General features: G+C 66.4%; 17 protein-coding genes. 14 read left to right on the top strand and 3 right to left on the bottom strand.

What is annotated here, in order from left to right:
• Positions 1-350 precede the first annotated feature (350 nt).
• From WS87_RS09940 to WS87_RS09890, 10 genes are all read left to right on the top strand, one after another.
• Positions 351-1301, top strand: coding sequence for a sugar ABC transporter substrate-binding protein (locus tag WS87_RS09940; RefSeq protein WP_059818165.1), 951 nt, complete (start codon positions 351-353; stop codon positions 1299-1301).
• 139 nt (positions 1302-1440) lie between these two features.
• Positions 1441-3054, top strand: coding sequence for a sugar ABC transporter ATP-binding protein (locus WS87_RS09935; RefSeq protein WP_059818168.1), 1614 nt, complete (start codon positions 1441-1443; stop codon positions 3052-3054).
• Positions 3051-4070: an ABC transporter permease gene (locus WS87_RS09930; RefSeq protein WP_059524466.1), complete on the top strand. Its 1020-nt coding sequence runs from the start codon at positions 3051-3053 to the stop codon at positions 4068-4070. The genes WS87_RS09935 and WS87_RS09930 overlap by 4 nt, the downstream gene beginning before the upstream one ends.
• A gap of 38 nt (positions 4071-4108) precedes the next feature.
• Positions 4109-5140 carry a LacI family DNA-binding transcriptional regulator gene (locus tag WS87_RS09925; protein ID WP_059524464.1) on the top strand — a complete coding sequence of 344 codons (1032 nt, stop codon included), beginning with the start codon at positions 4109-4111 and terminating at the stop codon, positions 5138-5140.
• Entirely contained in the window at positions 5137-6066 is a 930-nt protein-coding gene (gene rbsK, locus WS87_RS09920; RefSeq protein ID WP_059818170.1) for a ribokinase, read from the top strand. Before WS87_RS09925 ends, rbsK begins: the two co-directional genes overlap by 4 nt.
• A gap of 277 nt (positions 6067-6343) precedes the next feature.
• Positions 6344-8098: a methyl-accepting chemotaxis protein gene (locus WS87_RS09915; RefSeq protein ID WP_059818172.1), complete on the top strand. Its 1755-nt coding sequence runs from the start codon at positions 6344-6346 to the stop codon at positions 8096-8098.
• Positions 8099-8605: 507 nt separating this feature from the next.
• Entirely contained in the window at positions 8606-10528 is a 1923-nt protein-coding gene (locus WS87_RS09905) for a PrkA family serine protein kinase (RefSeq protein ID WP_059524460.1), read from the top strand.
• 125 nt (positions 10529-10653) lie between these two features.
• A complete protein-coding gene (locus WS87_RS09900; RefSeq protein WP_059818174.1) occupies positions 10654-11922 on the top strand; it encodes a YeaH/YhbH family protein in 1269 nt (422 codons plus the stop codon).
• Positions 11919-13598, top strand: coding sequence for a SpoVR family protein (locus WS87_RS09895; protein WP_059818175.1), 1680 nt, complete (start codon positions 11919-11921; stop codon positions 13596-13598). Before WS87_RS09900 ends, WS87_RS09895 begins: the two co-directional genes overlap by 4 nt.
• A 235-nt stretch (positions 13599-13833) precedes the next feature.
• Complete coding sequence (locus WS87_RS09890; RefSeq protein WP_059524454.1) at positions 13834-15138, top strand: MFS family transporter; 1305 nt, start codon at positions 13834-13836, stop codon at positions 15136-15138.
• A 300-nt stretch (positions 15139-15438) separates the two neighbouring features.
• Here the strand turns inward: WS87_RS09890 and WS87_RS33540 are convergent, their stop codons facing one another.
• Complete coding sequence (locus WS87_RS33540) at positions 15439-15597, bottom strand: hypothetical protein (RefSeq protein WP_159085655.1); 159 nt, start codon at positions 15595-15597, stop codon at positions 15439-15441.
• Here WS87_RS33540 and WS87_RS09885 point away from each other — a divergent pair.
• From WS87_RS09885 to WS87_RS09875, 3 genes are all read left to right on the top strand, one after another.
• Entirely contained in the window at positions 15596-16411 is an 816-nt protein-coding gene (locus tag WS87_RS09885; RefSeq protein ID WP_059524452.1) for an ABC transporter substrate-binding protein, read from the top strand. The two genes, WS87_RS33540 and WS87_RS09885, sit on opposite strands and share 2 nt — an antisense overlap.
• 106 nt (positions 16412-16517) lie before the next feature.
• Complete coding sequence (locus WS87_RS09880) at positions 16518-17240, top strand: amino acid ABC transporter permease (RefSeq protein ID WP_059818177.1); 723 nt, start codon at positions 16518-16520, stop codon at positions 17238-17240.
• A 2-nt stretch (positions 17241-17242) separates the two neighbouring features.
• Positions 17243-17965 (top strand): amino acid ABC transporter permease, encoded by a 723-nt coding sequence (locus WS87_RS09875; RefSeq protein WP_059818179.1) that lies wholly within the window; start codon positions 17243-17245, stop codon positions 17963-17965.
• 110 nt (positions 17966-18075) lie between these two features.
• Here WS87_RS09875 and WS87_RS09870 read toward each other — a convergent pair whose 3' ends face one another.
• Positions 18076-19353 carry a M23 family metallopeptidase gene (locus WS87_RS09870; RefSeq protein WP_059818181.1) on the bottom strand — a complete coding sequence of 426 codons (1278 nt, stop codon included), beginning with the start codon at positions 19351-19353 and terminating at the stop codon, positions 18076-18078.
• Positions 19354-19664: 311 nt separating this feature from the next.
• Positions 19665-20330 (bottom strand): TetR family transcriptional regulator, encoded by a 666-nt coding sequence (locus tag WS87_RS09865; protein WP_059818183.1) that lies wholly within the window; start codon positions 20328-20330, stop codon positions 19665-19667.
• Between the two features lie 150 nt (positions 20331-20480).
• Here WS87_RS09865 and WS87_RS09860 point away from each other — a divergent pair, with 150 nt between their 5' ends.
• Positions 20481-21668, top strand: coding sequence for a MexX/AxyX family multidrug efflux RND transporter periplasmic adaptor subunit (locus WS87_RS09860; RefSeq protein WP_059818185.1), 1188 nt, complete (start codon positions 20481-20483; stop codon positions 21666-21668).
• Positions 21669-21684 lie beyond the last annotated feature (16 nt).

Raw genomic sequence — 21684 nt, 5'->3', positions numbered from 1 at the left:
GCAAGGCAGGCGCCCGCCGGACGACCGCGACGAAGCGGCTCCGCCGCACCCCGAGTAACGCGCCGCAATCGGAGCGCGCAACCGCGCGCTCCGAATAAACCCTTAAATATTGATCAGACGGGTTGCGCGTCGACCCGAAACGGTACAGCATAGCCTTCACTCCGCCGGCGTCCCCGCCGGCGGTGGCGCGTCGACGACAGCACGCGCCAGGCAGTCGGCCGTCTGCCTCGCTTCCATTCCGTGGTACCGACAAGCAGCATCGATGGCCAATGCCCGGGTAGTGTGGCGCAAACGTTTGCTCACATTAAAACAACAGTCCGGCCCTTTGGGCCAGTCGCCAGGAGATGTGTATGAATGTCCGCTTTCGCCGTCGCTTCCTGACCGCCGCGCTTGCCGCCGTCGCGGTCGTCGCCGCACCGGTCGTCCATGCCCAATCGGCAGGCAAGCCGAAGGTCGCGCTCGTGATGAAGTCGCTCGCCAACGAGTTCTTCCTGACGATGGAAAACGGCGCGAAGGAATACCAGAAGCACAACGCCGGCCAGTTCGACCTGATCACGAACGGGATCAAGGACGAGACCGACACCGCGAACCAGATCCGCATCGTCGAGCAGATGATCGTGTCGAAGGTCGATGCGATCGTGCTCGCGCCGGCCGATTCGAAGGCGCTCGTGCCGGTCGTGAAGAAGGCGGTCGACGCGGGCATCATCGTCGTGAACATCGACAACCGGCTCGATCCCGACGTGCTGAAGTCGAAGAACCTGAACGTGCCGTTCGTCGGCCCCGACAACCGCAAGGGCGCGCGCAAGATCGGCGACTACCTCGCGAAGCGGCTGAAGGCGGGCGACCAGGTCGGCATCATCGAAGGCGTGTCGACGACGACCAATGCGCAGCAGCGCACGGCCGGCTTCCAGGATGCGATGAAGGCGGGCGGGATGAAGGTCGTGTCGGTGCAGTCGGGCGAATGGGAGATCGACAAGGGCAATGCGGTCGCGTCCGCGATGCTGAACGAATACCCGAACCTTCGGGCGCTGCTGTGCGGCAACGACAACATGGCGATCGGCGCCGTGTCGGCCGTGCGGGCGGCGGGCAAGCAGGGCAAGGTGCTCGTGGTCGGCTACGACAACATCAACGCGATCAAGCCGATGCTGAAGGACGGCCGGGTGATCGCGACCGCCGACCAGTACGCGGCGAAGCAGGCCGTGTTCGGCATCGACACGGCGCTCAAGGCGATCGCCGAGCATCGCAAGCAGGCCGACATGACCGGCGTGGTCGAGACGCCGGTGGATCTCGTGACGAAGTAACGCCACGCCGCCACGGCCGCCGCGCTCAAGAATCCGGGCCGGCGGCCGTTATCCGGAGTGAGCGCGATCACGGCCACTGCAAGCACTTGTGAGCGTCATACCCGCGCGCCGCGTGCGCGCGGCCGCAACCAGGATCGCGATGGAACCGACCTTCCAACCCTCCCGTTCAGCCATTCCCGTGCTGTCCGTCTCCGGCGTGGGCAAGACCTACGCCGAACCCGTGCTCGCCGACGTCACGCTGACGCTCGCGCCGGGTGAGGCGCTCGCGCTGACGGGCGAGAACGGCGCAGGAAAGAGCACGCTGTCGAAGATCATCGGCGGGCTCGTCGACCCGACGACCGGCACGATGCAGCTCGGCGGCCAGGCCTATGCGCCGGCGAGCCGCACGCAGGCCGAGGCGCTCGGCGTGCGCATGGTGATGCAGGAGCTGAACCTGCTGCCGACGCTGACGGTCGCCGAAAACCTGTTTCTGAACCGTCTGCCGCGACGCTTCGGCATCATCGATCGCGCGCGGCTGCGCGACGACGCGCGTGCCGCGATGGCGCAGGTCGGGCTCGACGCGGTCGACCCCGATACGCCGGTCGGCGCGCTCGGCATCGGCCACCAGCAGATGGTCGAGATCGCGCGCAACCTGATCGGCGACTGTCGTGTGCTGATCCTCGACGAGCCGACCGCGATGCTGACCGCGCGCGAGGTCGAACTGCTGTTCGAGCAGATCGACCGGCTGAAGGCGCGCGGCGTGGCGATCGTCTACATCTCGCACCGGCTCGAGGAGCTCGCGCGCGTCGCCGAGCGCGTCGCGGTGCTGCGCGACGGACGGCTCGTGCATGTCGGCGACATGGCCGCGACGACGTCCGACGGGCTCGTCACGCTGATGGTCGGCCGCGAGCTCGGCGAGCACATCGATCTCGGCGCGCGCCATATCGGCGCGCCGCGACTCGTCGTGTCGGGCATGACGCGCGGCACGGCCGTGCAGGACGTGTCGCTCGAAGTGCGCTCGGGCGAGATCTTCGGCATCTCCGGGCTGATCGGCGCGGGGCGCACCGAGCTGCTGCGGCTGATTTACGGCGCGGATACGCCGGACGCCGGGATGATCGCGGTCGGCGATCCGCTGAAACCGGCGCACATCGGCTCGCCCGTCGACGCGGTGAAGCACGGCATCGCGCTGATCACCGAGGACCGCAAGGGCGAAGGGCTGCTGCTGTCGCAGTCGGTCACGTCGAACGTCTCGCTCGGCCAGCTCGACCGGCTCGCGCGTGGCGGCATCGTCGATACGACGCGCGAGACGGCGCTCGCCGAGCGGCAGATCGATGCGTTGCGGATCCGCACGCACGGCGCCGCGCAGGCGGTCGGCGAACTGTCGGGCGGCAATCAGCAGAAGGTCGTGATCGGCCGCTGGCTCGCGCGCGATATGGGTGTGCTGCTGTTCGACGAGCCGACCCGCGGGATCGACGTCGGCGCCAAGTTCGAGATCTACACGCTGATGGGCGCGCTCGCCCGCGAGGGCCGTGCGCTGGTGGTCGTATCGAGCGACCTGCGTGAGCTGATGCTGATCTGCGACCGGATCGGCGTGATGTCGGCAGGCCGCATGACCGCCGTGTTCGAGCGCGGCAACTGGACCCAGGATGCGCTGCTGGCCGCGGCGTTCGCCGGCTTCGGCCGCGAAGCGCTGCCGGACGGCGTGCGGCATCCGGATGCGGAAGGCGCGCCGCGCGCGGCTTCCGGCACTTCGACCACAGGACAACAGCAATGACCCAGCCTCCCGTATCCCCGAGCGACGCAGGCGCGCAGCAGACCGTGACGGGGCGCCGCGCACGCACGCTGTCCGGCACACGGCTCGGCGTATCGAACTATCTCGGGCTCGCCGGCGCGCTCGCCGCGATGATCGCGCTGTTTTCGGCGCTGAGTTCGCATTTCCTGACCTACGATACGTTCAGTACGATCGCGAACCAGATCCCCGATCTCGTCGTGATGTCGGTCGGGATGACCTTCGTGCTGATCATCGCCGGCATCGACCTGTCGGTCGGCTCGGTGCTCGCGCTGGCCGCGTCGATGGTCAGCGTGGCCGCGCTGAAATGGCAGTGGGGGCCGCTGCCGGCCGCGCTGATCGGGATCGCGGTCGCGACCGCGACGGGCTCGCTGACGGGCGCGATCACGGTCGGCTGGCGGATTCCGTCGTTCATCGTGTCGCTTGGCGTGCTCGAGGCCGCGCGCGGCGTCGCATACCAGCTGACGAATTCGCGCACGGCCTACATCGGCGACGCGTTCGATTTCCTGTCGAACCCGATCGCTCTCGGCATCTCGCCGGCGTTCCTGATCGCGGTCGCGGTGATGATCGCGGCACAGTTCGTCCTGACGCGCACCGTATTCGGACGCTATCTCGTCGGGATCGGCACGAACGAAGAGGCGGTACGGCTTGCCGGGGTTAACCCGCGTCCGTATAAAATCGTCGTATTCGCACTGATGGGCGCGCTCGCGGGGCTCGCGTCGCTGTTCCAGATCTCGCGGCTCGAGGCCGCCGATCCGAACGCGGGCGCGGGCGTCGAGCTGCAGGTGATCGCAGCCGTCGTGATCGGCGGCACGAGCCTGATGGGCGGGCGCGGTTCGGTGATCAGCACGTTCTTCGGCGTGTTGATCATCTCCGTGCTGGCCGCGGGGCTGGCGCAGATCGGCGCGAACGAGCCGACCAAACGGATCATCACCGGGGCGGTGATCGTGGTCGCGGTCGTGCTCGACACGTATCGCAGCCGGCGCGCGCGCGCCCGGTAGAACTACTACACGGAAAGCAGACCAGAGAGAAACGGGAAATGGCGACGATCAAGGATGTGGCAGCCATGGCGGGCGTGTCGTTTACGACCGTCTCGCACGTGGTGAACAATTCGCGGCCTGTGTCCGCGGATGTGCGTGCGAAGGTCGAGGGCGCGATCCGCGAGCTGAATTACGTGCCATCGGCCGTGGCGCGCTCGCTGAAGGCGCGCTCGACGGCGACCATCGGCCTCGTCGTGCCGAACAGCACGAATCCGTACTTCGCGGAGCTTGCGCGCGGCATCGAGGACCAGTGCGCGGCCAACGGCTATTGCGTGTTCTTCTGCAACTCGGACGACGATCCCGTGAAGCAGCGCAACTACCTGCGCGTGCTGCAGGAAAAGCGCATCGACGGGCTGATCGTCGCGTCGGCCGGCGAGGACACGGTGCTCGCGCAGACGCTTGCGGACGCGCATGCGCCGCTCGTCGTCGTCGACCGCAACATCGAGGGGCTCGCGGCCGACCTCGTGCAGATCGACCACGAACGCGGCGCCTACCTGGCGACGCGTCACCTGCTCGAACTCGGGCACGCGAAGATCGGCTGCATCACCGGGCCGACCGACACGGCCGTCAGCGCCATGCGCGTGCACGGCTTCATCCGTGCGATGGCGGAGCGCGGGATCGACATCGTGCCGGGCGCGATCGCGGAAAGCGATTTTTCGTGCCTCGGCGGTTACCACGCGGCATCGCGGTTGTTCGAGTCGGTGCATCCCAGCGCGATTTTCGCGGGCAACGACCTGATGGGCGTCGGCGCGCTGCGCGCGGCGGCCGAGCGCGGCATGCGCGTGCCGGACGACTGCTCGATCATCGGCTTCGACGACATCGAATTCTCCCGCTACACGTATCCGGCGCTGTCGACGGTCGGCCAGTCGGTGCGCGCGCTCGGCGAAATGGCCGCGCAAACGCTGATCGAGCGGATCGGCGGCGGTTCGACGGCCGCGCCGAGCCGTCGTCGCGTCGTGTCGCCGCGCCTCGTGCTGCGGGAATCGACGGCGGTTTACCGCGAGCCGGCCGCGCCGGGCGGTCGCCCATGACGGCGCGTGCGGCGGGCGCCGGCCGCGTGACGGTGGTCGGCAGCCTCAACATGGATCTCGTCGTACGGGCGCCGAGGCTGCCGCTGCCGGGCGAAACGCTTGCCGGTCATGCATACGCGCAGGCCGCGGGCGGCAAGGGCGGCAACCAGGCCGTCGCGGCGGCGCGGCTCGGCGCGCAGGTCGCGATGATCGGCTGCGTCGGCGCGGATGCGCACGGTACCGCGCTGCGGGCCGGCCTCGAGGCCGAAGGCATCGACTGCTCGCGGCTCGCGACGAGCGCGACGGCGTCGACCGGTGTCGCGCTGATCGTCGTCGACGACGCGAGCCAGAACGCGATCGTGATCGTCGCGGGCGGCAATGGCGAAGTGACGACCGATACGGTGGCGCGGCACGAGGCCGCGCTTGCCGCGACCGACGTGCTGATTTGCCAGCTCGAGACGCCGCCGGACGCCGTGTTCGCGGCGCTGTCGGCCGGGCGGCGGCTCGGCCGCACCGTGGTGCTCAATCCGGCGCCGGCCGTGGCGCCGCTGCCGGACGGCTGGCTGCCGCTGGTCGATTACCTGATCCCGAACGAAGTGGAAGCAGCCGCGCTGACCGGGCTGCCGGTGCGCAATCCGGCCGAGGCGGAAGCCGCAGCGCGTGCGCTGCACGCGGCCGGCGCGCGCAACGTGCTGATCACGCTCGGCGCGCGCGGCGTGTTCGCGCTGACGGCCGACGGCGCGGCGCGCCATTATCCGGCACCCGTCGTCAAGGCAGTCGACACGACCGCGGCCGGCGATACCTTCATCGGCGGTTTCGCCGCGCGGCTCGCGGCGGGCGAGGCCATCGACACGGCCATCCGCTTCGCGCAACGTGCGGCGGCGCTGTCGGTCACGCGCGCAGGCGCGCAGCCGTCGATTCCTACCCTCGCCGAACTGGCCGAATAGGGCTGGATCGCGCATCCCGGCCGGCGCATGCGCAAGCAGGCGCCGGCCATTTTCCCCTGATTGCCCGATCGAGATGCCTGCCACGCGCTTTCGCGAGGCGGGCCTGCGATGCTTCGACCCCATTGTTCAGGAATCTGTAATGAACTAACGAATTGCTGAAAAAAATGACGTGAATACCATCAAGCTGCGCAACATCCGGTCGTAAATACATCAGGACGAAACGCTGTTTCGAAAAATGGGCCTTGCCCGTTCATGACGACGCAATACAGGAACAATGATGGTGATCGGAAACCTGACGATACGTGCACGCATCGGTTTGACGATGGCGTTTCTCGCGATACTGCTGGGGGTGATCGGCGTGCTGGGCGTGTACGGGATGACGCGTTCGAACGACGCGACGCGCGAGATTTTCACGAACCAGATGCCGAGCGCGGTCGACGTGGCCGTTGCCGAAATGTACGCGGCGCGCGAGCGCCTGGCGCTCGATCGCGCCGCGCTGCTGGTGGGGACGCCGGAATCGGCTGCGGCGGTGGAGCGTAGCCGCGCGATGCGCGCGCAGTCCGATGTGTGGTGGAAAAAGTACCTTGCGCTGCCGCGCGATGCGGACGAGGATCGTCTCGCGCAGGACGTCGCCGCGAAGCGGCAGGCGCTACAGCGCGGTTGCGACGCGTTCGGCGGCCTTGTCGCGACGGGCGACCACGACCGGATCGGCGAAGGCGCCAAGCAACTCCAGACGCTTTACAACGACCTCTCGGTGGCGAGCGAGGCGCTGCGCAATTTCCAGTTCAGCGCCGGGCAGACGAGCTTCGATCATTCGGAAGCGACGTTCGATACGCTGCGCGTGGTGTCGATCGTCCTGCTGGCGGCTGGTCTGGTTGCCGCGGTGCTGTCGTGGTTGACGCTCAGCCGTGCGATCGGCCGCCCGCTCGCGGACGCGCTCGCGCATTTCGACGCGATCGCCGCGGGCGACCTGCGCCGCTCGATCGTGGTGCAGCGGCGCGACGAAATGGGCCAGCTCCTCGAGGGTCTCGCGAAGATGCAGCGCGGACTGGTCGACACGGTGCGCACCGTGCGCGGCGGCAGCGAGTCGATCGCGACCGCGGCGCGCCAGATCGCCGCCGGCAACATCGACCTGTCGTCGCGCACGGAAGAGCAGGCGTCCGCGCTGCAGGAAACCGCGTCGAGCATGGAGCAGCTGACCGGCACCGTGAAGCAGAACGCGGACAATGCGCGGCAGGCAAGCTCGCTGGCCGCGAACGCGTCGGAGATTGCAAACAAGGGTAATACGGTGGTCGGCCAGGTGGTCGGCACGATGGGCGAGATCAACGACAGCTCGGCGAAGATCGCGGACATCATCGCGATCATCGAGGGAATCGCGTTCCAGACCAACATCCTGGCGCTGAACGCGGCGGTCGAAGCCGCGCGCGCCGGCGAGGAAGGCCGCGGCTTCGCGGTGGTCGCGGGCGAGGTGCGCAGCCTCGCGCAGCGTTCGTCGAGTGCCGCCAAGGAGATCAAGGCGCTGATCGACGCGTCGGTGGAGCGCATCCGGACGGGCTCGACGCTGGTCGACGAAGCCGGCCGCACCATGAGCGACGTGATCAGTGCGGTGCAGCGCGTGACGGACATCATGGGCGAGATCGCGGCGGCATCCGAGGAGCAGAGCGGCGGCATCGACCAGGTCGCGCGCGCGGTCGCGCAGATGGACGAGGTCACGCAGCAGAACGCCGCGCTCGTCGAGGAAGCGGCGGCCGCCGCGCAATCGCTCGACGAGCAGGCCGCGCGCCTGCGCGAAACGGCGTCGGTGTTCCGGATCGACGACGATGCGGCGAAGCCGGCAGCCGCCGTTGCGCGTCAGGCGCCGCGCGCGGTGGCCGCGCCGGCAGTCGTGCCGGTGTCGCCACCCGCACCGGCCGTGGCGCGCAACGATCGCGACGCTGCGCCGAAGCGCCCCGCGCCGGCTCGCAAGCCGGCGGCCGCTGCACCCGCACCGGTGGCTGCGTCTGCCGGCGCCGACGACTGGGAAACGTTCTGATCCGCGCGCCGCGCATCTATCCCCATTTGGCAGCACACGACGCCCGCGACATGCGGGCGTCGTCGTTTCGGCGACCGGTGAAATGTGACAGCGCGCGTGAACGTGCGTGCGTCGCCGCGCGTTGCATGTGCGCATCCGCGCTACGGGTATCTCCGGACGATGCGAGAAAAATTTGTAACGGTGCGCGCAGCGTGTCGTCGAAAACGTCTGCTCGAACGTCTAGGGATGAAGGGGAGAGTGAAGGGCGCGGCGACGACGGCGGAGGCATCCAACGCACGAGACGTTCCGATGCTCGACGAGACGCGGAGGATGCAGTTTCTGCGGCTCGGGAGATCGATTGTAAAGCGTCGAAATGCGTTGTCCAAGCGGTGTTGTCGAGAATGACGAACTTCATACGAAGAGTTCGTGAAAAAAAATAAGAAAGGGTTTAGGATGAATTCGAACGCGCTTGCTTCTGCGCAGTCATAGAAGGCAGGCACGTCTTCAGACTCAGGCGAGGGAGGTAGCATGGATATTTACAGCAGCTTCGCGAACCGCTTCGAAAAAACGCGAGAGGAAGAGTTCTCGCTGGAGGAGTACCTCGCGCTCTGCAAGAACGATCCGTCAGCGTACGCCACGGCTGGCGAACGCATGCTGGCTGCAATCGGGGAACCGGAACAAGTCGATACCCGCAACGACCCGCGCCTGTCGCGGATCTTCGCGAACAAGGTTATCAAGGTCTATCCCGCGTTCCGTGAGTTCTACGGAATGGAGGAAGTGATCGAGCAGGTGGTCGCGTACTTCCGCCACGCTGCGCAAGGGCTCGAAGAAAAGAAGCAGATTCTCTACCTGCTCGGGCCGGTGGGCGGCGGCAAGTCGTCGATCGCCGAGCGCCTGAAGCAACTGATGGAGCGCGTGCCGTTCTATGCGCTGAAGGGTTCGCCCGTCAACGAATCGCCGCTCGGGCTGTTCGACTACGACGAGGACGGCCCGATCCTCGAAGAGCAATACGGCATTCCGCGCCGCTACCTGAAGAGCATCCTGAGTCCGTGGGCCGTCAAGCGCCTGCACGAATACAACGGTGACATCCGCCAGTTCCGCGTGGTGCGCCGCTTTCCGTCGATCCTTCGGCAGATCGGCATCGCGAAGACGGAGCCTGGCGACGAAAACAACCAGGACATCTCGTCGCTCGTCGGCAAGGTCGACATCCGCAAGCTCGAACAGTACGCGCAGGACGATGCCGATGCGTACAGCTATTCGGGCGGCCTGTGCCTGGCGAACCAGGGCCTGCTCGAATTCGTCGAAATGTTCAAGGCGCCGATCAAGGTGCTGCATCCGCTCCTGACCGCAACGCAGGAAGGTAACTTCAAGGGCACCGAAGGATTCGGCGCGATTCCGTTCGACGGCGTGATCCTCGCGCACTCGAACGAGTCGGAGTGGAAGGCATTCCGCAACAACCGCAACAACGAGGCACTGCTCGACCGGATCTTCGTCGTAAAGGTGCCGTACTGCCTGCGCGTGTCGGAAGAGACGAAGATCTACGAGAAGCTGATCCGCAATTCGTCGCTGGCCGAAGCCGTGTGCGCGCCGGGCACGCTGAAGATGATGTCGCAGTTCTCGGTGCTGTCGCGCCTGCACGAGCCGGAGAATTCGAGTCTGTTCTCGAAGATGCAGGTGTATGACGGCGAAAACCTGAAGGACACCGATCCGAAGGCGAAGTCGTATCAGGAGTATCGCGATTACGCCGGCGTGGACGAAGGGATGACGGGCGTGTCGACACGCTTCGCGTTCAAGATCCTGTCGCGCGTGTTCAACTTCGATTCGAGCGAGGTCGCGGCGAACCCCGTGCACCTGATGTACGTGCTCGAACAGCAGATCGAACGCGAGCAGTTCCCCCCAGAGACCGAGCAGAAATACCTGTCGTTCGTGAAGGACGTGCTCGCGTCGCGCTATGCGGACTTCATCGGCAAGGAGATCCAGACGGCTTACCTCGAATCGTATTCGGAGTACGGGCAGAATATCTTCGACCGCTACGTCACGTATGCGGACTTCTGGATCCAGGATCAGGAATTCCGCGATCACGACACGGGCGAGAGCTTCGACCGCGCCGCGCTGAATGCGGAACTGGAGAAGATCGAGAAGCCGGCCGGGATCAGCAATCCGAAGGATTACCGCAACGAGATCGTGAACTTCGTGTTGCGCGCGCGGGCGGCGAACGCCGGCAAGAACCCGGTGTGGACGAGCTACGAGAAGTTGCGCGTCGTGATCGAGAAGAAGATGTTCTCGAATACCGAGGAACTGTTGCCGGTCATTTCGTTCAACGCAAAGGGGTCGGCGGAGGAGCAACGCAAGCATGAGGACTTTGTGAACCGGATGGTCGCGAAGGGCTATACGCCGAAGCAGGTGAGGCTGCTTTGCGACTGGTACCTGCGCGTGCGCAAGTCGTCATGACGCGCGCGGTACCGCGCCCGTACGGCGAGTCCGTACGGGCACCTTCAGAGGCGCCGCCCGCATGACGGCAGACGGCATGCGCGGCGAGTGCCCCGGCAGATCGAATTTCGAGCGGGAGACCGGGAGTGCTTCATCAAATCATCGACCGCAGGCTGGCCGGCAAGAACAAGAGCATCACCAACCGCGAACGCTTTCTGCGTCGCGTCAAGAACTACATTCGTCGTGCCGTGTCCGACGCGGTGCGCGACCGTAGCATCAAGGATATCCAGAGCACGCAAAGCATCACGATTCCGCGCAAGGACATCGCCGAACCGAATTTCCGGCATGCGCCTGGCGGGCGTCGCGAATACGTGCACCCGGGCAACGAAGACTACGTGCGCGGCGACAAGATTCCGCGTCCGCAGGGCGGCTCGGGCGGCGGCGGCAGTCAGGCGAGCAACGAGGGCGAAGGGCAGGACGACTTCGTGTTCGAGTTGTCGCGCGACGAATTCATGCAGTATTTCTTCGACGATCTCGAACTGCCGCGCCTCGTGAAGACGCACCTGCTGACGGTGCCGAGCTGGAAGAACGTGCGCGCAGGCTGGTCGGCGGAAGGCACGCCGAACAACATCGACGTCGTGCGCTCGCTGCGCAGCGCGCTCGGCCGGCGCATCGCGCTCGGCTCTCCGCTCGTCAACGAGTTGCGCGAGCTGGAGGCGCAGCTCGAGGCGCTGAAGATCGACCCGGAAGACCGCCGCGCGGAAATCGCGACGCTCGAGGCCGAGATCCATCATCTGAAGGGGCGCATCTGGCGGATTCCGTTCATCGATCCGTTCGACCTGCGCTACATCAATCGCGTAAAGCAGCCGCAACCGTCGAGCCAGGCCGTGATGTTCTGCCTGATGGACGTGTCGGGCTCGATGGACGAGCAGCGCAAGGATCTCGCGAAGCGCTTCTTCATCCTCCTGTACCTGTTTCTGAAGCGCAACTACGAGCGCATCGAGGTCGTGTTCATCCGTCACCACACGCGCGCCGAGGAGGTCGACGAGGACACCTTCTTCCATTCGACCGAAAGCGGCGGCACCGTCGTGTCGAGCGCGCTCGAGCTGATGCGCAAGGTGATGAACGAGCGCTACTCGCCGACGGAATGGAACATCTACGGCGCGCAGGCGTCCGACGGCGACAACTGGACCGACGATTCGCCGAAGTGTCGCAAAATCCTGGAAGAGGATATCCTCACCAAGACGCGCTACTTCGCGTATATCCAGGTCGCGCCCGAAGAGCAGAACCTGTGGCTGGAGTACGCGCAGCTGGCGTTGTCGCAACCGCATCTCGCGATGAAGAAAGTCGAATCGGCTGCGGACATTTACCCGGTGTTTCGCGAATTGTTCGAAAAGCAGGTGGAAATGTCATGACGACCCGCCATCTGCACAACGAGTCGCGCGGCTACGCGCCGCGCCCTTCCGGCGACGACACGGCCGGCCCTGCCGCATCGCAGCAAAGCGGCGGGACCGAGCCGGCGGCGCCGGCCGCCGACTTGCCCGCTGCCGGGCAGAAGGAAGCGCGTATGAACGTGGCCGAACGCAAGCCGCTGCCGTGCCCGTCCGACTGGACCTTCGAACTGCTCGAGGAATACGACACGCACATCTCGCAGGTCGCCGAGCAGTACGAGCTCGACATCTATCCGATCCAGCTCGAACTGATCAGCGCCGAGCAGATGATGGACGCGTACGCGTCGGTCGGGATGCCGGTCAACTATCGCCACTGGTCGTTCGGCAAGCACTTCCTCGCGACCGAGAAAAGCTATCGTCGCGGCCAGATGGGGCTCGCCTACGAGATCGTCATCAACTCGAATCCGTGCATCGCGTATCTGATGGAAGAGAACACGATGACGATGCAGGCGCTCGTCATCGCGCACGCGGCGTACGGGCACAACTCGTTCTTCAAGGGCAACTACCTGTTCCGGCTGTGGACCGACGCACACGCGATCATCGATTATCTCGTGTACGCGAAGAACTACGTCGCCGAATGCGAGGAGCGCTACGGCCTCGATCGCGTCGAGGAACTGCTCGATTCGTGCCATGCGCTGATGAACTACGGCGTCGACCGCTACAAGCGGCCGCAGAAGCCGTCGCTGTCGAAGGAGGCCGCGCTGCGGCGCGAGCGCGAGGCGTATCTGCAGTCGCAGGTCAACGAGCTGTGGCGCACGCTGCCGGGCAAGAAGCCGGAGCAGATGGAGGAGCAGGAGGAACGCTACCCGCCGGAGCCGCAGGAGAACCTGCTGTATTTCGCGGAGAAGAACGCGCCGCTGCTCGAGCCGTGGGAGCGCGAAGTGATCCGCATCGTGCGCAAGATCGGCCAGTACTTTTATCCGCAGCGGCAGACGCAGGTGATGAACGAAGGCTGGGCGACGTTCTGGCACTACACGCTGCTCAATACGCTGTACAACCAGGGCAAGCTGGAAGACGGCTTCATGATGGAGTTCCTGCATTCGCACAGCAATGTGGTCTATCAGCCGCCCGTCACGAAGCCGTACTACAGCGGGATCAATCCGTATGCGCTCGGCTTCTCGATGATGAGCGACATCCGGCGGATCTGCGAGGCGCCGACGGAGGAGGACTACAAGTGGTTTCCAGAGATCGCGGGCACGCCGTGGCTGCCGGCGATGCACTACGCGATGCGGAACTTCAAGGACGAGAGCTTCATCGCGCAGTACCTGTCGCCGAACCTGATCCGCGAAATGCGGCTGTTCTCGGTGCTCGACGACGACATGCGCGATTCGCTCGAGGTATCGGCGATCCACGACGAGTCCGGCTACCAGTACGTGCGGCAGGCGCTGTCGCGTCAGTACGACATCCATCACCGCGAGCCGAACATCCAGGTATGGGCGGTGAACACGCGCGGCGACCGCAGCCTCACGCTGCGCCACTTCATGACCGACAACCGCCATCTGTCGAACGACAGCGAGGAAGTGCTCAAGCACATGGCGCGGCTCTGGCAGTTCGACGTATTCCTGGAAAGCGTCGACGAGGCCGGTACCGTGCGCAAGCGCTACGAGTGCCGCTACGTGCCGCCGGAGGTGCGTGTCTGAGCACCGAGACCGGAAATAGTTTGCACCGGACGCCAGCCTCGCGGCTGGCGTTTTCATATGACGAACGGGTGGCGGGAGAAAATTTTTCTACATCCGGACGAACCCGGAAAGCCCGTTACTTTACATTTCGCTAAAATCCCGTAGCGCCGTGCGCCGGAACCGGTGCCACGTGCGACCGCACGCGGCGGCTCCCAGCCGTCTCGCCCAGAAAGCACTAAAAGGAACAGACCAACCCATGGACGTCCAGACCGACCAAGCTGCGCTGTCCGCGCATGACACCCGGCGGCGCGTGTTCGCCATCGTCGGCGCCTCGTCGGGCAACCTCGTCGAGTGGTTCGACTTCTACATCTACTCGTTCTGCGCGCTGTACTTCGCACCGGCGTTCTTCCCGAGCGGCAACACGACGACCCAGCTGCTGAACACGGCCGGCGTGTTCGCGGCCGGCTTCCTGATGCGTCCGATCGGCGGCTGGCTGTTCGGCCGCATCGCCGACCGTCATGGCCGCCGCACGGCGATGATGATCTCGGTGCTGATGATGTGCGGCGGCTCGCTCGTGATCGCGGTGCTGCCGACCTATGCGCAGATCGGCGCGCTCGCACCGGCGCTGCTGCTGGTCGCGCGGCTGTTCCAGGGCCTGTCGGTGGGCGGCGAATACGGGACGAGCGCGACCTACATGAGCGAGGTGGCGCTGAAGGGCCGCCGCGGCTTCTTCGCGTCGTTCCAGTACGTGACGCTGATCGGCGGCCAGCTGTGCGCACTGCTCGTGCTCGTGATCCTGCAGCAGACGCTGTCGGGCGACGAGCTGAAGGCGTGGGGCTGGCGCATTCCGTTCGTGGTCGGTGCGGCGGCTGCGCTGATCTCGCTGTACCTGCGTAAATCGCTCGACGAGACGTCGACGAGCGCATCGCGCGACAAGAAGGATGCGGGCACGATCCGCGGCGTGTGGCAGCACAAGGGCGCGTTCTTCACGGTGGTCGGCTTCACGGCCGGCGGCTCGCTGATCTTCTACACGTTCACCACGTACATGCAGAAGTACCTGGTGAACACGGCCGGCATGCATGCGAAGACCGCCAGCAACGTGATGACCGTCGCGCTGCTCGTCTACATGCTGATCCAGCCGGTGTTCGGCGCGCTGTCCGACAAGATCGGCCGCCGCACGTCGATGATCCTGTTCGGCGCGTTCGCGGTGATCGGCACGGTGCCGCTGATGCACGCGCTGAAGACCGTGACGAGCCCGACGGCCGCGTTCGTGCTGATCACGATCGCGCTCGCGATCGTCAGCTTCTACACGTCGATCAGCGGCCTCATCAAGGCCGAGATGTTCCCGCCCGAAGTGCGCGCGATGGGCGTCGGCCTGTCGTATGCGGTCGCGAACGCGATCTTCGGCGGCTCGGCCGAGTACGTCGCGCTGTGGTTCAAGTCGATCGGCAGCGAGGAAACCTTCTACTGGTACGTGACGGTGCTGTGCGCGATCTCGCTGATCGTGTCGTGGCGGATGCGCGATCCGAGCAAGGAAGGGTATCTGCGTCACGAACCGTGATCGGCGGGGCAGCCTCGCGAGGCTGTCCGCATCGACCGGCAACGTGTAACAGGACGGCGCTCCGCCACACAGGCGGCGCGCCGTTTTTTCATGCGCGCCGTCGTCGCATGGACACGCGCAAGCGCATCGCGGGACGCGCGATATCGATATCGGAATCGCTTCGTTGTCCGTCGCGTGCGATGCCTTTATTCTGAACCCGTAGTTCGTGTGACACCTCCTTGACTGGGATTCGCGCCCGCTGCGTGCAGCGGGCGTCTTTTTTTCCGAAGCGCGCCGTGGCGCACGCCGTCTCAAGCGTCATCACGAAACCCGCAGAGCAAAGCACCAATTGTTGGTTCGGAATTGCCGCACGCGCTGATACGTTAGCGGCTTCGCGACGACACACTCCGTCGCGATGTTCCTCGAACCGGCCGTCGCGCGATCCGCGGCGGCCTTCATGAAAAACCAGGTCGTGCTCATGAAACTCCACACTCTCGCTACGTGGCTCGTCGGGGCCGCGCTCGTCACGGCCGGCACGGTCGCGCACGCGGACCGCCTCGACGACATCAGGAAGGCCGGCGTGCTGCGCGTCGCGACCTTCGACAGCAATCCGCCGTTCGGTTATGTCGACGGCAAGAGCAACCACATCGTCGGCCTCGACGTCGACTATGCGAAGGCGCTGGCCGACAAGCTCGGCGTGAAGCTGCAGCTGCAGCCGACCAATCCCGCGAACCGCATTCCGTTCCTGACTTCCGGCAAGGTCGATCTCGTGCTCGCGAACTTCACGATCACCGACGAGCGCGCGAAGCAGGTCGACTTCAGCATCCCGTATTTCTCGTCGGGCCAGCAGTTTCTCGCGAAGAAGGGCGTGCTGAAATCGGCCGACCAGCTGAACAGCCTGCGCGTCGGCGCGGACAAGGGCACGACGAACGAAATCACGCTGCGCGAGAAATTCCCGAAGGCGACGATCGTCGCATACGACGACACGCCGTTCGCATTCGCCGCGCTGCGCGCCGGCAACGTGCAGGCGATCACGCAGGACGGGCCGAAACTGATCGGCCTGCTCGCGAACGTGCCCGACAAACAGAACTACGAGATCCCGGCGTTCACGATCTCGAATGACTACATGGGCGTCGGTGTGCCGAAGGGCGAGACGCGCCTGCTCGGCTTCGTCAACGACACGCTGAAGGGCCTCGAGGCAAACGGCCGCGCGACGCAAATCTACGACGCGTGGTTCGGGCCGACGACGAAGACGCCGCTCACGCGCATCTTCCGCATCGGCGACAAGACCTGAGTCGCACGCCAGGTGCGCCGCGTTCCGCCGCCGGCTACGCCGGTGCGCACGGATCGCGGCGCTTTCCGTTTCTTTTCGATCGCGCGCTTCGCGCCCGCACCACGGCATGCTCGGGTTGGCTCCCAAATATCTGTCCTGGCTCTGGCAGGGCTTCCTGCTGACGCTCGGCCTCGCGGCCGCGTCGGCGCTCGCCGCGACCGTCGGCGGGCTGCTGCTCGCCGTCATGCGGCATACGCGCAGCACGGCGCCGCGCACGCTGGCGGCCGGTTATGTCGTCGCGTTCCGCAACACGCCGCTGCTCGTGCAGTTGTTGTTCTGGTATTTCGGCGTCGCGTCGTTGCTGCCCGAAACGTGGGTCGCATGGCTGAACGCGCGCCATCAACTCAGCGCGGGCCCGTTCACGCTCGCGTGGCCGTCGTTCGAGTTCGTCGCGGGCTGGTTCGGGTTGAGCGCGTACACGGCCGCGTTCGTCGCCGAGGAATGCGAAGCCGGGCTGCGCGGCGTGCGCCGCGCGCAGCATGACGCGGCCGCGGCGCTCGGCCTCACGCCGATGCAGTCGCTGCGCTACGTGGTGCTGCCGCAGGCCGTGCGCATCGCGCTGCCGCCGTTGTTCGGCCAATACATGAATCTCGTGAAGAACTCGTCGCTCGCGATGGCGATCGGCGTCGCCGAGCTGTCGTATGCGTCGCGGCAGGTCGAGACGGAGACGTTCAGGACCTTCGCTGCGTTCGGTGTCGCGACCGTGCTGTACATCGTCGCGGTGGCCACGATCGAGGCCGGCGCATATGCGGCCACGCAATGGCGTGACCGGCTCGGGGCGGGGCGCTGACGATGGACATCTCGCTGCTGCTCGACAACCTGCCGTACCTGCTCGTCGGCGCGTTTCCGGACGGCCCGCTCGGCGGTGCCGCACTGTCGCTCGTGCTCGCGATCGCGTCGGCGATGGCGTCCGCGGTGCTGGGCGTGGCGCTCGGCGTCGCGATGGCGCTCGCGCGCGGCCCGCTGCGCGTGCTGCTGCTCGCGTTCATCGGCTTCTTCCGCGCGATTCCGGTGCTGATGCTGATCTTCTGGACGTATTTCCTGATGCCGATGCTGCTGCACATGGACGTGCCGGGGCTCGCGACGGTCGTGTGCGCGCTGGCGCTGATCGGCGGTGCCTATCTCGCGCATGCGGTGCATGCGGGCATCGTCGCGGCCGGCGACGGGCAGTGGCAGGCGGGGCTGTCGCTCGGGCTCACACGCTGGCAGACCGTGCGCTACGTGCTGCTGCCGCAGGCGATCCGGATCATGACGCCGTCGTTCGTCAACCAGTGGGTCGCGCTCGTGAAGGACACGTCGCTCGCGTATATCGTCGGCGTGCCGGAATTGTCGTTCGTCGCGACGCAGGTGAACAACCGGCTGATGGTGTATCCGGCGCCGATCTTCCTGTTCGTTGCGGCGATCTATCTCGTGTTGTGCACGTCGCTCGACGGCGCGGCGCGCTGGCTGCTGTCGCGTCGTCCGCGTGCGGAGCGCCTCGCGCGGGCGGCGGAGCGCACGGAGCCGGCGCGGTGACGGCGGGCCGCATGCGATGAATGCGACGCACGCGCGGTGATGAGGCGTGGCCGCCCGCGTCGTCGCCGCTCGAGCGGCGACGGACGTGCTGATGCTTCGGCGCGTCAGCCTCAGGACGCGCTGTAGTGCGTATCGAAGACCGCGCGCAGCGTCGACGGACCGGTCGCGAAGTCGCCCCACAGCGGGCCGTCGGTCTGCGCGAATGCGAACGGCGTCGTACTGATCGACGCGAGGCGGAAGCGCCATTGCGCCGCTTCCTGGCGGAACGCGGTGAGCTGCATGTCGGACAGCCCCGTCTGCGCGCTTGCGAGCGTGACGAGCGGATCGACCGGATCGTTCGCGACGCGCACCTCGAAGTGCAGGTGCGGCCCGGTGGCGGCGCCGGTCATCCCGACCGAGCCGAGGCGCTGGCCCTGCTTCACGGTTTCACCGGTCTTCAGCCCGCGCGCGAACGCGGACAAATGCGCGTAGTAGGTCGAATAACCGTCCGCGTGATCGACGATCACGTAGTGGCCGTAGCCGCCCGGATCGGTGCCGACGAACGACACGACGCCATCGGCCGCCGCATTGACGGGCGTGCCGGACGGCGCGGCGAGGTCGACGCCGGTATGGAACGCCATCGCCTGCGACAGCGGGTGGACGCGTTCGCCGAAGAACGAACTGATGCGCGTCCATTTGACGGGCATCGTGAACGCCGCTGCTTCGAGCGGCGCGCCATCGAGGGTGTAGTACGCGCCGTGGTCGGCGCCCGGCGCGCGGAACCAGATCGCGCCGAACGTGCGGCCCGCGACGCGCAGTTCGAGCGCGGTGAGGTGCGGCGTGCCGTTGTTGGTGTCGTACGCGACGCGGTAGTAGTCGCCGCGCTGGGCGCTGGCGCGCATCGCGACCTTGCCGGTGACGAGATCGCCGAGCTGGATGCGCACCTCGGGCGGCACGTCGAGACGGTTCAGCGTATCGGACAGCGTGAGTTCGATGTCGCCCGCGCGCATTCCGTGTTGCTGTTCGGGCGCCGCGAACTGGAACAGGTTCGTATAGCCGAGCATGTCGTTACGATGCGCGCTGAGCGGCGCGAACAGGCCCGGCTGCAGGCTGCGCTCGCCGCGTTCATCGAGTTCGTTGCGCTCGCCGATCGTGCGCGCGAGTTCGCTCGTCACGAAATGCTGAGCGGTGGGAAACGGCGTGTCGGACAGCACGCGCTGCGGCAGCGCGGCCGTGCCCGAATCGACGGCACCCGGCAGTTGCGAGACGGCCGGCAGCGCGGCGGCGAGACCGAAGGCGGCGAGGGCGCCGAGCACGGCGGCCGGCACGAGCGCGCGCACGAGGCGCTGCGCGCGGCCGGGCGCGAAAGCATCAGGGGTTGCGGCAGGCTTGACCAAGGGTGTCCACATCCAGGAAAGCGGTTCAAAGAGGTGTGGGCGGGAGCCATCGGCGGCATATCCGTCGGGTGGCGACGGGGCGGGCGACGGGCGTGCAACAAAACAGGCCCCGCCAGGGGCCTGTGTCGTTTCCGTTCGACCCAACTCGCGGGCAGGCCCGCTTCGAACGGCGGCGTGAACTTTCCGGGTCGCACCCGGATTATCACGAAGACGCTAAAGAAAGATGACAGCGTCAGTCTACCGATGTTCCGCGAAACGTTAAAAATTTTAAAGAGGGTCAGCGCATTCGTTTCGCACTGCGGTAAATCGGGTTAAATCAGCATTTATTGCGCGGCTTTGGGTTCGGCTGGCAATTTTTGCGCGTGCGCGCGCAACGCGGCAGATGTCCGGACGGCGTCGAAGCCCGCGTCGAGCATCGCTTCCGCGTCGGTCCACAGATTGCCGCGCAACCGGTTGGTCCAGATCATCGATGCGAACACGCCTTCGAGCAGCGACACGAGATAGACGGCCGCGAGATGCACGTCGAGATCGGCGGCGAGTTCGCCGGACGCGATCGCGCGGCGCAGCAGCGCCTTGGTGATGCGCAGCATCTGCAGTTCGAGCAGCATGCGGCGCCGCTGCAGCGCGCCGTTTTCCTCGCTTTGTTCGCACTTCGTATAGAGGATCACGAGCACGCGCTGCATCGCGCCCGGCTCGCCGCATTGCTGCAGGTAGTGCGACGCCGCGCGGCGCAGCGTGGCGAACGCGGGGAGGTTGTCGACCGCGTCGAAGCCTTCCGACGTGCGCGCGAACGCGCGGTCGCACATCGCGAGACACACTTCCATCTTGTTGCGGTAGTGGCCGTACACGGCGCCCCGCGACATTCCGGCGGCCTCGGCGAGGTCCGCCATCGCGGTTTGCGCGACGCCTTTTTCGAGCAGGACGAGCTCGGCGGCGTCGAGGATCCGGTGCTTGATGGCGAGCGATTCTTCCCGGGTCTTGCGGGCCATGTCGTGAATTTCCTTACAGTTCGCTGTCGTTTTATTGAGACAGTAAGGCGGCCCGATTGCAACCGCCTGTATTTAATCAGTCGTGACTGATTATAATCGGCCACCCTGAGCCGCCGCATTGTATCGGCGGCGAACGATCCGAGGTCATACATGAATAACAAACGCTCCCTGGGGCGCCGCCTTCGGCTGGCGCCGTTCGCGCTCGCGGCCATGCTGCTCGTGACCGGATGCGGAAAGGGCGAACAGGACAAGGCACCGGAGGCCATTCAGCACGCGACGGTCGTCACGGTGCGTCCGACGGCCGTGCCGATGACCGTCGAATTGCCCGGCCGGCTCGACGCGTATCGGCAAGCGGAAGTGCGCGCGCGGGTCGCGGGCATCGTCACCGCGCGAACTTACGAAGAAGGCCAGGAAGTGAAGCAGGGCGCGGTGCTGTTCCGCATCGACCCCGCGCCGCTGAAGGCCGCGCGCGACGCCGCACAGGGCGCGCTCGCGAAAGCGCAGGCCGTCGCGCTCGCCGCGAGCGACAAGCGTCGCCGTTACGACGACCTGGTGCGCGACCGCGCGGTCAGCGAGCGCGATCACACGGAGGCCGTTGCCGACGACACGCAGGCGAAGGCCGGCGTCGCTTCGGCGAAGGCCGAGCTCGCCCGCGCGCAACTGCAACTCGACTACGCGACCGTCACCGCGCCGATTTCGGGCCGCGCGCGGCGCGCGCTCGTCACCGAAGGCGCGCTCGTCGGCCAGGACCAGGCAACGCCGCTCACGACCGTCGAGCAGCTCGATCCGATCTACGTGAATTTCTCGCAACCGGCGGCCGACGTCGATGCGTTGCGCCGCGCGGTGAAGAGCGGGCGCGCGACGGGCATCGCGCAGCACGACGTCACGGTGACGCTGCTGCGCGCCGACGGCACCGCGTATCCGCTGAAGGGCAAGCTGCTGTTCAGCGATCTCGCGGTCGACCCGACCACCGATACCGTCGCGATGCGCGCGCTGTTCCCGAATCCCGAACGTGAATTGCTGCCGGGCGCGTACGTGCGGATCGCGCTCGACGCGGCCGTCGATCAGCGCGCGATCCTCGTGCCGCGCGATGCGCTGCTGCGCACGGCCGATCGCACGTCGGTGCGCGTGGTCGGCGCGAACGGCAAGGTGCAGGACGTCGAGGTCGTCGCCGACCGGATGAGCGGACGCGATTGGCGCATCACGCGCGGCCTCGCGGGCGGCGAGCGCGTGATCGTCGACAACGCCGCGCAGTTCGCGCCCGATACCGCCGTCAAGCCCGTCGAGCAGGCAACGCCGACGAAGGCCGCGTCACAGGCGGCCGCCCGCCAAACCTGACCGGTTCACCGAGACC

This window comes from Burkholderia sp. MSMB0856, from assembly GCF_001524645.2.
Classification (GTDB): Bacteria; Pseudomonadota; Gammaproteobacteria; order Burkholderiales; family Burkholderiaceae; genus Burkholderia; species Burkholderia diffusa.
This window is presented reverse-complemented; position numbering and strand designations above follow the sequence as displayed.